The sequence below is a fragment of the Cecembia sp. genome (genome assembly GCF_007126775.1).
Classification (GTDB): Bacteria; Bacteroidota; Bacteroidia; order Cytophagales; family Cyclobacteriaceae; genus Cecembia.
The window spans coordinates 1-12,360 of record NZ_SLAP01000236.1; the positions used below are offsets into that span (position 1 = coordinate 1).

A 12,360-nucleotide genomic window follows, 5' to 3' on the forward strand; every position below is an offset into this window, starting at 1 on the left:
AAAATGCAGTTGAAAAAGCGGTGAGTGAAACAGAAAGTGCTGTATTTCCTTTGGCTAAATGGGTCATGAAGTTGGAAATATTGCCCCCCGGGCAAGCGGCTACTAAAAACATACCCAAAGCCACGGAAGGGGGGGCTTGGATAAATGTAATCAAAAGCAGGGTCAATGCAGGTAAAACGATAAACTGTGAGAAGAGGCCTGCAATAAATGATTTGGGATACTTTGCTACATAGTGAAAGTCCTTGATTTTAAGATCTAATGCCACACCAAACATGATGATGGCCAAAGAAATATTGAGCAACAACAATGCCTCTTGGTTGAAATTGAGTTTGCTGGCGTCCAGTGCTTCCTGCATATTTTTAAAGAAAGTGGGAAGGAAGGTAATGAGTACCTCTTAAAAAGACAAATTTTATAAAAATGAGGTGTCCGCTGAAGCTTCTTTTGTCATTTTGTCTGCAACCTCCTTGCCCAGATAATTGTCTATCAGATAATGTCCCAGATAAAGTACTGGAGTCAATAGAACGGCAACAGAAAATTTATAGATGTAATTGATGATTCCTACAGAAGCCACCTGCGCCCAAGACCAATTTCCGAATATATAGAATGCAATACCAAGTACAACAAATGAGTCTATGAACTGAGACACCAAGGTGGATCCTGTGGCCCTCAACCAGATCATTTTGGGTCCTGTAATTTTTCTGAGTTTTTGGAATACAAACACATCAATCAACTGCCCAAGAAGGAAGGCCACTAAAGAACCAATGATAATTCCCAATCCCTGTCTGAAAATTACATTGAAGGCATAGTCTATATTGAAAGGGTTACCTTCCGGGTCCGGCGTATTTACATCCAACCAAAAAGGTGCGGGAGGCAGTTGTGTTACTCCGACAATTACAAAGAAAATATATGCGATAAAAAAAGCGGTAACGAAACTGATTTTTCTAACTCCTTTTTTTCCATAATATTCATTGATGATATCGGTGGTCACAAAAACCACAGGCCAAATTACGGCGCCGGCGGTAAGGTTAAAGTCCAATACATAATCTCCAAAAATGGTCCAGCCTGCCGGCTGCCAGCCTAAGGCCAACTCCCCGGAAAAAATCTTCACTCCAATGATCTCAGCAAGGATGGCGTTGGTAAGAAAGATACCACTGAGAATGATAAAAAGGTTGGTCTTTTTGTACTGAAATTCCTGCTCCTGTATCGTTTTTTCCATGTAAAAGCATTTAGAAGAAAAACCTTATTCGATCTTATAAGTAATACCTTCTTCACTCAAATAGCTTGCTTGAAATTCTGCCCTTGCTTCTTCTAGTAAAGGAGCAAGATCTATGTACCTACTGGAAAAGTGCCCCAACAACAACTTACCGACATTGGCCATTTTTGCGATGATGGCCGCCTGGGCCGCAGTACTGTGAAGGGTTTCTGCAGCCCTTTCCTCTTCATCAGTCCCAAAGGTTGCTTCATGGTAAAGGAGATTTACTCCTTGAATATGGGGAATCAACTCCAGGTCAAAGGCCGTATCTGAGCAATAGGCATAAGCCCTGGGGACTTTGGGCGGATGCGTGAAGTCCTTTACTGCAAAACGCACCGCACCTTCCTCGTCCAATACATCTTTACCTCTTCTTAAAGAATTGATGGCTTCGATGGGAAGTTTGTTTTGCTGAAGTTTTTCCTTTATCAAATTCAGTAATCTTGGCTTTTCCTGAACCAGAAAACCCGTACAGGGCAATCTATGTTTAAGAGGAATGCTAAAAACCCTGAAATTTTTTTCTTCCAGAATCAGTTGTTTGCCTGCTGTATCTGTGGCAACAAACCTCAAGGGGAAATTAAGTCGGGTATTGGAATGCTTAAGCTGTACAGTTATGATTTCATCCAATCCATTTGGGCCAAAGATAGTCAGAAGGGTTTTCCTTTTGTTCAGGTGAAAACTGGAAATCAGACCCATCAAACCAAAATAATGGTCTCCATGAAGGTGGGAAATGAAAATAAAATCGATTTTTGAAAACTTCAGTTTGAATTTTCTCAATTGTATTTGTGCACCCTCACCACAGTCTATTAACAAAGCAGTATTGCCAATATTAACCAACTGTGAGGTTTGGTTTCTCCCATGCGCGGGTATGGCGGAGTTGGCTCCTAGAACGGTAACTTGAAATTCCAAACTATGCCTTAATCTTCTTCCTCTTCTTCTGCTTTTCCTTCAATTTCATGGATAAAGATGGCTTCTGCTGCTTCTTCCAAGGTATCCACTATATTGAATACTTTGTCCAACATGGAAATCTTCACCAATTTCATAACATGTTCCTGTGGTGCCGCAATGATAAAAATCCCTCCATTTCTACTGAATTCCCTGTTGCCCACTAAAAGCGCGCTGAGTCCTGATGAATCTGCGTACTTCACATGGCTCATATCAATGATCAGGTTGTGGTAGCCCTCTGCATTTACGGTCAGTAATTCGGATTTTAGCTTTGGAGAAAGTGCGGAATCTAATTTTTCCTCCATTGGAGTAAATACTACGTATTGCTCTTTTTTGTCTACTGTATATTTCATAGGTGTTATTTGCTTATATATGATTTAAAATTGCAGTTTCTATATCCTTTTCTAAATTTTCCGTATTTGTTTTTCTAAAGTTTTCTCCGGTAATTTTCTCGAATAATTCTATGTAACGCTCAGATATTTCTTTCACAAACTCATCCGGCATATCCGGAATATTTTGGTTTTCTTTCCCTTGAAATCCATTTTGGATAAGCCACTGCCTCACAAATTCCTTTGATAACTGTTTTTGAGGTAGGCCTACTTCCTGCAGGGTATCATACCCATCGGCATAAAAATACCTCGATGAGTCTGGCGTATGGATTTCATCAATAAGAAGAATCTGATCTTCGAATTTACCAAATTCGTATTTGGTATCAACTAAAATCAATCCTTTTTCCCTTGCCATTTGACTTCCTCTTTCAAAAAGCGCGTGGGTGTATTTTTCCAAGACATCATAATCTGCCGCACTGACAATACCTTGAGCAAGGATTTCTTCTTTTGAGATATCCTCATCATGCCCCTCTGCTGCTTTGGTAGTGGGGGTAATTATCGCATGGGGAAGTTTGTCATTTTCCTTTAATCCTTCAGGAAGGTTGATACCACAAAGCACACGATGGCCTGCTTTGTATACCCTGGCAGCATGTCCGGCCAAATAGCCTCTTATAACCATTTCAACTTTGAAAGGTTCGCATTTTTTGCCTATGGTTACTTGTGGATGGGGTACTGCGGTAACCCAATTTGGGACCAAGTCGGAGGTAGCTTTTAAGAACTTGGCAGCGATCTGATTGAGCACCTGTCCCTTATGGGGGATCGCTCTGGGCAATACCACGTCAAAAGCAGAAATTCTGTCAGATGCAACGACCGCCAGTTGCTCCTCAAATATGTACACATCCCTGACTTTTCCTTTATAAAAGCCTTGCTGACCTGGGAATTCGAATTTTGTCTCTTTAATTGCAGTACCCATAAAACTTTTTACTCAAACAAAAATAGAAAAACCACTTTGTTTTGGTTGCTTATTTTTACTAAAAGTTCATAAAAACTTTATTTGTTTTCCTTTATCGATACTGGTTTACCTTCAAGGTATTTTCTTTGAGCGCGCAGCTCGCCATTTTCATCATAAATCATTTGCTCTCCATGCAATCTACCATTTCTGTATGGTCTGCTTTCTCTCAGCTGCCCTGAGGGATAAAAGAATTTGGCAATCCCTTCTTCCCGGCCATTTCTGAAATGAACCTCTCTTTCCATTTTACCCCCTTCATGATAAGCCATTATCCTCTCCAAGTTTCCGGCTTTGTTATAACTGGCTTTTTCCTTTACTCCACCACTTGGATAATAGGAAACGACTTCACCTTGGGGCAGGCCGTTTTTATATTCTGCAGACTCTGCCAATTTTCCACTCTCAAAATAGCTTTTGAAAGTGCCGACCGGGTTGCCATTTTTGTATTTTCCTTTTCTGGCTACCTGGCCATTAGGAAAATAGGAAATGGTCTCCCCATGTTGATAACCATTCTTATACTGAAAACGAGATTTCAAACTACCATCCTCAAAAAAGGTTTCCTGAACTCCATGCATAACCCCCATTTTGAATTCTGTTTGGGATACAAGGTTTCCTTTTGCATCAAATACCTCTTTCAGACCATGGGTAATGCCATCCTGATAATTTGTCTTTTCCAGGATATTGCCTTCCGTATCATAGATTATGGCCAGTCCCTGAGGCTTGTTGTTACTGAAATTGGTTTTTTGTTTTAGCTCCCCATTTTCATGATAGGTAAGCACTTCACCTTCCAATTGATTGGCTATGAAGTTTGCCCTTTGAGAAACGCTTCCATTTTGAAAAAAGCTCACAGTAGGGCCTTCTCTGAGGTTGTTGACATAATTGACTTTCCTCAATGTATCTTCAGAATTTGGAAAAAAATCGACAAATAAACCTTCTTTTTTACCAGCGGTCATTTGGCCTGAAACGGCAAGACTACCGTCTTCGTAGTAAAGACGGTAGTCTCCTTGCGGCACCCCTTCCCGGACTTGATAGGATTCCCTAACGATTAGATTTTCTTCATCATAATAGGTCTTGACCCAGTCCTGTGCATATAGACCAGATAAGAGACTGGAAAAAACAATGCTGAAAAATAATCTGAACATAAGAGGGTATTGGCTTATTTTAAATTTTTTCTATAACAATAGCAGAAGCACCTCCACCTCCATTACATATTCCAGCAACACCATATCTTCCGTTTTTTTGGTGAAGTACAGAGGTTAGGGTGGTAATGATTCTGGCACCTGAGGCGCCAAGTGGATGCCCGAGTGAAACCGCACCTCCATATACGTTCAACTTGTCATTATCCAGGTTGAGTTGACGTTGATTGGCTATGGCCACCGCTGCGAATGCTTCATTGATTTCATAATAATCCACATCATTTTCCGCAAGTCCCGCATTTTTAATAGCCTTTGGAATGGCCAAAGCAGGGGCAGTGGTAAACCACAATGGATCTTGCGCCGCATCGGCAAAGCCTTTGATTTTGGCAATGGGCTTCAAACCCAATTCCTGGACTTTCTCCTTACTAGCCAATACCAACGCGGAGGCTCCGTCATTCATGGTAGAGGCATTTGCAGCTGTTACCGTTCCGTCCTTTTCGAAAACCGGCCTCAGGCTTGGGATTTTTTCAAAAACTACATTTTTGAATTCCTCATCTTCCTCAATGCGAATTACTTCTCCTTTTCTGCCTTTCATTTCAACAGGTATGACTTCATTCTTGAAAGCACCAGATTTCCATGCAAAGGCGGACCTGTTGTAGGATTGTATGGCATATTTGTCCTGATCTTCCCTGCTAATGTCCATTTCCTTGGCTGTATTGTCTGCACAATTTCCCATAGGGAACTTGTAGTAAGCTTCAAAAAGCCCATCTTTTACAAGCCCATCCACCATTTCAGCATTGCCATATTTGTATCCAAAACGTGCTTTTGGAATATAATAGGGTACATTGGACATGCTTTCCATTCCACCGGCCACTACAAGGTCATTTTGTCCAGTCATGATGGATTGCGCAGCAAACATAACAGCCTTCATTCCTGATGAACAGACTTTATTGATAGTGGTACAGGGTACATTATAGCCTATACCCGCTCCTATAGAAGCCTGCCTTGCAGGAGCCTGGCCAAGATTAGCAGAAATGACATTTCCCATCATCACTTCTTCTACTTCTTTTGGATCTACTCCCGCTTTTTCGAGGGCACCTTTGATGGCAAAACTGCCCAATTCTACTGCTGTTAGCCCAGAAAGTTTACCTCCAAAACTTCCTAAAGGTGTCCTTACAGCAGAGATGATATACACTTCTTTCATTTGGGTTTATAATTTAATTTATGAATTGAATTGTTATATTAAAATCAATTATTTGCAAGGAATTGTAGTGTAAAAATTACCATTTACAATCCCCATTCCGCACACCGTTTTCAGAGCTAGCTCCCATTTTCATTAAATTTTTACCATTCAGGTAGGCCACGTTCAGGTCTTTTGGTGGGTGTTTTTCTGTTTTGTTGAATATACCGAAGTTCAGCAGCATTCATGGCTTCAAGAATTTGGGCCGCCTGCTCGGGTGTCAGGTTCATTTCCTCTAATTTTTCCTTCATGCGGTCCATGGCTTTCTCCCTTTCACTCAGGTCAGATTCAAGGTCTGAAGGCTCTTCTGAAGGTTCTTCCTGTTGGGATTTTTCTCCAGACTTGTCATCTTTCTTTTCTGATTCTGAGGCCTCATCTTCATCTGTCTTTTCATCCCCTTCTCCATCTTTTTGCTCTTGACTTTCCTTCTGCTGGTCCTGATCTTGTTCTTGATCCTGTTCCTGGTCTTGCTGATCCTGATCTTCTCCCTGGTCATCCTGCTCTTGTTGGCTGTCTGGGTTTTCTTCCAGCCACCTGCTCAAAAGTTCAAAATTGTATCGGGCCTGCTCATTTGTAGGATCTTTGATAAGAGAAAACTTAAAGGCAGATAGGGCTTCCTGGAATTGGTTTTGCTGGGCCAATAAAATGCCGTTTTGATTGGCCGCGAAAGAAGCGATCAATTTATCGGATGAACCTTGAAGGCTTTGGTAAGTGCGCTGAGCTTCTTCCAACTGACCGTTATAATGATAACTTAATGCCAGGTTAAAGTTGGAGGAGGCTGTGCTGATTCCAAATTCAGAGGAAAGCAACAAATGATTTTCTACAGATTTCTCATAATCTGTCTCTGCATAACTCCTGGCCGCTTCCTTGATGGCCCTGTTTTTTTTACCTATATCCATCCAATCGGAAGGAATTAACAGTAAAATGGAAAATATAAATCTAAATACCATCATCAAATCTATAGACGCAATTACAATTTAATTGTTTTTAAGGGAAGAATCATGTCTACTACCGCCAAAACCAGAGCAATTAATAAAAAATAAAAATATTTATTGGCTGAGGCTTCAATCATGCGGGAACCAGTGACAGTACCTTCCACCCTTTCAATGGCCAGGATGAGGTCCTGAATTTCCTGTACTTCATCAGAAAGCTCAAAATACTGACCATCCGTTTGTGCTGCGATAAGTTTCATATTGCCGGGTTCTAAGCGGGAAACAGCAGGTTGGTTGGTTCTAGGGTCAATGATTAATCCGTTTCCTCTTGGAATTGTGCTTCCCTGTGCTGTGCCTACACCCAAAGAAAATACCCTGATCCCCGCTTCCTGAAGTTTAGAGGTAAGGTCTCTGAAATTTTCTGCAAAATCCTCCCCATCGGAAATCAGGATAAGTGACCTTGATTTTACTTCATTGCTCTCTTCTGCTTCAAATTTGCTCAGGGCCATGGCCAAAGGAGCACTGATATCGGTACCCTGACTTGGTACTAAACCTGTATTTAGGCCATCCAAGTGCAATTGTAAAACATTCTGGTCAAATGTTAGGGGACATTGAATAAAAGCTTCTGAACTGAAAATGATCAGTCCTATGCGATCTCCGGCAAATCTTTTTACCAAGTTTTTTAACTCAAATTTAATTCTTTGCAACCTGGTCGGGCCTATGTCTGTAGCATTCATAGACTGGGACAAGTCTATTGCTATGAAAATATCCCGGCCTTCTTCCTTGATCTCTTTCATAGAAGTTCCTATTGAAGGCCCTGCCAATGCAATGAGGAACAAAATAAAATATGAAAATCTTAACAATAGCTTTATAACAAGCCGGTAAGACTTCACGTTTAGTTTTTTGTTGATCAAGTAAAACCTGTACATATACCCTGTGTAAAGTAATATAAACAGGATCGACAGCCAGAGGATAAGATTAAAATCAGGATATGCCCAAATCATGGCCTGAAATTAGGAAATAATGATGAAAAGAAAAGGTTTGGGAAAATAATGCGTTAATTTTCAACTTTAAAACTGCACTTGGTGTTAGTTCTTCAAAACGTTATGATTTAAATGAAGGTTTTACCTGTATATTTTTCTTTTTTGTTAATTTTCCTTAATGCATCAATTAAAGCTCAAGACCAGTCTTTAATTCGCGGGAAAGTTGTAGAAATTCAAACCGAAGAGGCTTTGCCCGGAGCCAATGTTTATTGGGAAGGCAATCCCCAGCAAGGCGTAGTAACAGATATAGACGGTAGCTTCACCATCAATGCGCCTGTCTTACCTGCCAAACTGGTAATCAGTTTTATAGGATTTGAAATGTCTGTTCGATCTATATCACCGAAGGATAAAGATAAAATTCTTTCCTTTTACCTCAAGCCGGAGGATTTTTCGCTAGAAGAGGTGGTAATAAGTGGCCGTGCTTCAGATCAGAATATAAAGAGTCTGGAAATGGGGAAATCGGTGATTCCCATTGAAACCATCAGAAATATCCCCGCATTATTTGGAGAGGTAGATTTGTTAAGAAGCCTTCAATTACTTCCAGGAGTTCAGACAGCAGGAGAGGGAACTACCGGCCTTTTTGTACGTGGGGGATCTGCTGATCAAAATCTTGTTCAGATTGATGGAGCACCCATATATAATCCTTCCCACTTTTTTGGATTTTTTTCCGTATTCAATCCGGATGCTTTAGATGGGGTAGAATTTTATAAGGGCAATATTCCTGCAAATTTGGGTGGACGTATATCTTCGGTCATTGACGTATCCTTAAAAGAAGGCAATTACCAAAAGGTGAAAGGAGAAGGAGGTATCGGTACCATCAGTTCCCGGTTGACCATGGACGGCCCTTTATTTTCTGATCGTTCTTCTTTTTCCATATCTGCAAGAAGAACTTATGCAGATGTGTTTCTCAGGTTATCCAATGATGAAAACCTGCGCAACAATTCGCTTTATTTCTATGATCTCAGTGGGAAATTTACTTTTAAATTGGGGGACAAAGACAAACTCAGTCTATCCAGCTACTACGGGTCCGACTATCTGGGCTTATCCAGACAGTTTGGTTTTGGTTGGGCCAATTGGATCAATTCCCTTAACTGGACCAGGACCATCAATGAAAAGACCTATTTTGACCTCAACGCTTATTATAGCCGCTACCGATATGAAGTGAATTTTAATGATCCGGATATTGGCTTTGATTGGGACAATGTACTTTCTGAGACAGGAATCAGAGGACAATGGAGTTACATTCCAGATAACAAGTCCTCCATGTCATGGGGATTCCATTCCCAGCTCTATCAGTTTGCTCCCGTGGCATTGAATCCCTCTCCAGGTTCAAATATTGAGCCGATAGCTACCAATCCCCGAAATGGATTGCAGCATAACTTCTTTTTTTCTGCAGTCACGGATATAAGCAGTCGAATTAGGGCAGAAGGTGGCTTGCGCTGGGGGCTTTACAACCAAATTGGTCGTGGAAAAGTATTTGTTTACGAGGATGGCATCCCCTCTCCGGAAGCCAATATAGTTGACAGCCTTTCCTTTAACAGATTGGACAATATTCAGTTTTATCAGGGACTGGAGCCAAGGTTGTCCCTGAGGTATTTGATCAAAGAAGACCTTTCCTTCAAAGCTTCTTATAATAGGAATTTCCAATATGTGCAGGTGGCATCCAATAGTTCTGCAGGCTTACCTATAGACCGATGGATTCCTGCGGGTGCCTACATTCCTCCCATTAGGGGAGATCAGTATTCAATAGGGTTTTTCAAAAACCTAAGAGATAATATTTGGGAACTTTCTTTGGAAGGATATTACAAAGATTTCAGAAATCTGGTGGATCTGAGACAGGGTGCTTCCATATTGTTTACAGATAACGTAGAAACTGAATTATTAATCGGCGATGGTTATGCTTATGGTCTGGAGTTCTTATTGAGGAAAAATGTAGGAAAAACCACTGGATGGCTGAGTTATACCTATTCTAGGGTTTGGTGGAACATAGCTGGTATCAGTGGAGACCAAAAGTTTAATCCCCGGTTTGATAGGCCTCATGATGTTACGCTTGTACTTAACCATGAATTTTCAAAAAGGTGGTCGGCCAATTTGACTTTTGTCTATACAACAGGACAGGCGGTTACTTTCCCAATAGGATCTTATGAATTGGACAATCAGCGCTTGCCACTTTACGGAGAACAAAGAAATGCGGACCGTTTTCCAGATTATCACAGAATGGACGCCTCCGTAACCTGGAGAAATGTAGACAAGGGACGAAAATGGAGAGGAAGTTGGAATTTGAGCATTTACAACCTATATGGGAGAAAAAATCCCTTTTCTTACCAGTTTACCGACATCATCAATGATGAGATCAATTTTGACGTCAGCTCTGGTCAGGAAATCGTCAGCAGAAGGCCTGGTGTGGTCAAGACATATTTATTTACTTTCCTGCCAGCTATCACTTACAACTTTGAATTTTGATATGAAGAGATCATTGAACGCCATTCTACTGCTTATTCTATTGGCTTCCTGCCAGGAAGAAGTGTTTTTAGAACTCAATTCAGTGGAACCTAGACCGGTGATTGAAGCATTTTGGACGGATGCTGGGATTTACAATTTTGTAAGGCTGAGTACTTCCAGGGATTTTTACAGTGAAGAAGACAATGTATTGATCGAGAATGCCACTGTCTTTATTGAAAATGAGGATAATGGTCAAATTTTTCCTTTCCGCTTCAGCCAACAGGCAGGAAGATATCTGCCAATTAACAATGGGGCTGGAAATGTTGGCGGAAATTACCGGCTTCATGTAGAGTGGGAGGATAATATCTATGAATCCTCTGGCCTCCTCTTGGATGCGCCTGTTTTGGACAGTATTGTATATAATTTCAGGGATGAACGTGTATTTAGAGAATCAGGATATTACCTTACTTTATACGGAGATATTCCATTTGAAGACAATAATTTTTACCGCTTGCGGGTGGTCAGGAATGATACTTTGTTGAATAACAGGAATGACTATCTCTTATTTGATGACAGTTTTGGAACCAGTATACTGAACAGAGGATTTGAACTTTCAGGATTTCCCTTTAATGCAAATGATCGGGTAAGATTGGAATTGTTCAGGTTGAACAGAAGTGCTTTTGATTATCTCAACCAATTGGTAGGACTTCTCTTTAATGATGGTGGGCTATTCAGTCCGCCTCCCCAAAACCCTATGTCAAATATTGATCTTGTTGCAGGTGAAATTGCCCCTTTAGGATATTTCAAGGTGAGTTCTGTGCGTACGGCCACCATTGTTGTTGCTCCTGATTGATGTTTTTTAAATTTTGCCTTAAGACAGTTTACATTTGCTTACATTTGCCCCATGATTGATTTTGACCTCAAAGGCAAAGTAACGGTTACCTGCAAGGACCGCTTTGCACCCTATTTGGAACAAGAGCTGCTTGCAATGGGATTCAAACCGAAGGCTGTTTTTAGAACCCATATTGATCTTTATGCTTCCCTCAACGACTGTATTGACCTGAACCTGCACCTGCGGACAGCAAGTCATGTGCTGTATGAGATCAAGTCTTTATACCTGCATAAGGCTGATGATGTCTACAGGAGGATAAAAGCTTTGCCTTGGGAAGATTATTTGGATAAAGAAACGTATTTTTCTGTGGTTTCCCATGTGGACAATGAGACGGTCGATAATCCCCTTTTTGTCAACGTTAGGGTCAAAGACGCCATTGTGGATAGGTTTAGGGAAATCTTTGGAAGCAGACCTGATACAGGAGCTTCCAAAGATGGGGCTGTGATCCAATTATTTTGGAAGGATCAACAGGCCTCCCTTTATTTGAATACCTCTGGGGAAACATTGGCCAAACATGGGTATAGGAAAATACCAGGGCATGCACCTATGCTCGAAGCCTTGGCTTCGGCTACTGTTTTGGCCAGTGAATGGGATGGTAAAAGTCCCTTTATCAACCCCATGTGTGGAGCAGGGACATTGGCTATTGAGGCGGCATTGATGGCGACAGGGAGATATCCTGGGCTTTTCAGAGATCATTATGCATTCATGCATATCCAAGGATATGAAGAGGCTGTTTACCAAAAGATCCGCGAAAAAATGGCCAATAAGATACGAGAGGTTCCAGGATTAAAAATTATAGCCTCAGATATAAGCGAACAGGCAGTGCTTTTTGCCAAAGAAAATGCAGGGATCGCAGGAGTAGAAGATTTGATTGATTTTGAGGTTTGTGATTTTGAGGAAACTACAGTGCCTGAAAATGAAAACGGGGTGGTGTTTTTCAATCCCGAATATGGGGAAAGACTCGGAGAAGAGGGAGGACTTGGAGAAACCTACAAAAGAATGGGAGACTTCATGAAGCAAAAATGTGCAGGCTATGCCGGATACATATTTACCGGTAACATGGTTTTAGCTAAAAAAGTGGGACTAAGGACTTCCAGAAGAATCGAATTTTACAATGGAACAATTGATTGTCGGCTGTTAAAGTAT

The 12,360-nt window shown here is 41.1% G+C and carries 11 protein-coding genes and 1 pseudogene; 3 read left to right on the plus strand and 9 right to left on the minus strand.

The features are described from left to right. The 9 genes and pseudogenes from QZT73_RS15610 to QZT73_RS15650 all read right to left on the minus strand — a co-directional run. Positions 1-355, minus strand: a pseudogene (locus tag QZT73_RS15610) (bile acid:sodium symporter family protein); the annotation flags it as partial. Positions 356-409: 54 nt separating this feature from the next. Further along, on the minus strand, positions 410-1,216 hold the full coding sequence (locus tag QZT73_RS15615) for a queuosine precursor transporter (protein ID WP_291783094.1): 807 nt from the start codon (positions 1,214-1,216) through the stop codon (positions 410-412). 24 nt (positions 1,217-1,240) lie between these two features. After that, positions 1,241-2,158: a ribonuclease Z gene (locus QZT73_RS15620; protein ID WP_291783097.1), complete on the minus strand. Its 918-nt coding sequence runs from the start codon at positions 2,156-2,158 to the stop codon at positions 1,241-1,243. A gap of 8 nt (positions 2,159-2,166) precedes the next feature. Then, positions 2,167-2,547 carry an STAS domain-containing protein gene (locus QZT73_RS15625; RefSeq protein WP_291783100.1) on the minus strand — a complete coding sequence of 127 codons (381 nt, stop codon included), beginning with the start codon at positions 2,545-2,547 and terminating at the stop codon, positions 2,167-2,169. Positions 2,548-2,560: 13 nt separating this feature from the next. Beyond that, entirely contained in the window at positions 2,561-3,496 is a 936-nt protein-coding gene (locus QZT73_RS15630; protein WP_291789141.1) for a phosphoribosylaminoimidazolesuccinocarboxamide synthase, read from the minus strand. 77 nt (positions 3,497-3,573) lie between these two features. Then, a complete protein-coding gene (locus QZT73_RS15635) occupies positions 3,574-4,671 on the minus strand; it encodes a toxin-antitoxin system YwqK family antitoxin (RefSeq protein WP_291789144.1) in 1,098 nt (365 codons plus the stop codon). Positions 4,672-4,690: 19 nt separating this feature from the next. Then, the gene (locus QZT73_RS15640) at positions 4,691-5,869 is read right to left on the minus strand and encodes an acetyl-CoA C-acyltransferase (RefSeq protein ID WP_291783108.1); all 1,179 of its coding nucleotides are present in this window, start codon (positions 5,867-5,869) and stop codon (positions 4,691-4,693) included. Positions 5,870-6,009: 140 nt separating this feature from the next. Then, on the minus strand, positions 6,010-6,804 hold the full coding sequence (locus QZT73_RS15645; RefSeq protein WP_291783110.1) for a hypothetical protein: 795 nt from the start codon (positions 6,802-6,804) through the stop codon (positions 6,010-6,012). Positions 6,805-6,875: 71 nt separating this feature from the next. Then, on the minus strand, positions 6,876-7,841 hold the full coding sequence (locus QZT73_RS15650) for a VWA domain-containing protein (protein ID WP_291789147.1): 966 nt from the start codon (positions 7,839-7,841) through the stop codon (positions 6,876-6,878). Positions 7,842-7,952: 111 nt separating this feature from the next. Between QZT73_RS15650 and QZT73_RS15655 the strand changes: the two genes are divergently transcribed. The 3 genes from QZT73_RS15655 to QZT73_RS15665 form a co-directional block, all read left to right on the plus strand. Next, positions 7,953-10,343, plus strand: coding sequence for a TonB-dependent receptor (locus QZT73_RS15655; RefSeq protein WP_291789149.1), 2,391 nt, complete (start codon positions 7,953-7,955; stop codon positions 10,341-10,343). Position 10,344: 1 nt separating this feature from the next. Continuing rightward, positions 10,345-11,175 carry a DUF4249 domain-containing protein gene (locus QZT73_RS15660; RefSeq protein ID WP_291783118.1) on the plus strand — a complete coding sequence of 277 codons (831 nt, stop codon included), beginning with the start codon at positions 10,345-10,347 and terminating at the stop codon, positions 11,173-11,175. Between the two features lie 51 nt (positions 11,176-11,226). Continuing rightward, positions 11,227-12,360: class I SAM-dependent RNA methyltransferase (locus tag QZT73_RS15665; RefSeq protein ID WP_291789151.1), on the plus strand; the 1,134-nt coding region annotated here is incomplete at its 3' end.

Coding starts and splice junctions, on each gene's coding strand:
- QZT73_RS15655 (WP_291789149.1), top strand. CDS start 7,953: ATGAAGGTTTTACCTGTATATTTTTCTTTTTTGTTAATTTTCCTTAAT.
- QZT73_RS15625 (WP_291783100.1), bottom strand. CDS start 2,547: ATGAAATATACAGTAGACAAAAAAGAGCAATACGTAGTATTTACTCCA.
- QZT73_RS15635 (WP_291789144.1), bottom strand. CDS start 4,671: ATGTTCAGATTATTTTTCAGCATTGTTTTTTCCAGTCTCTTATCTGGT.
- QZT73_RS15615 (WP_291783094.1), bottom strand. CDS start 1,216: ATGGAAAAAACGATACAGGAGCAGGAATTTCAGTACAAAAAGACCAAC.
- QZT73_RS15645 (WP_291783110.1), bottom strand. CDS start 6,804: ATGGATATAGGTAAAAAAAACAGGGCCATCAAGGAAGCGGCCAGGAGT.
- QZT73_RS15650 (WP_291789147.1), bottom strand. CDS start 7,841: ATGATTTGGGCATATCCTGATTTTAATCTTATCCTCTGGCTGTCGATC.
- QZT73_RS15660 (WP_291783118.1), top strand. CDS start 10,345: ATGAAGAGATCATTGAACGCCATTCTACTGCTTATTCTATTGGCTTCC.
- QZT73_RS15630 (WP_291789141.1), bottom strand. CDS start 3,496: ATGGGTACTGCAATTAAAGAGACAAAATTCGAATTCCCAGGTCAGCAA.
- QZT73_RS15640 (WP_291783108.1), bottom strand. CDS start 5,869: ATGAAAGAAGTGTATATCATCTCTGCTGTAAGGACACCTTTAGGAAGT.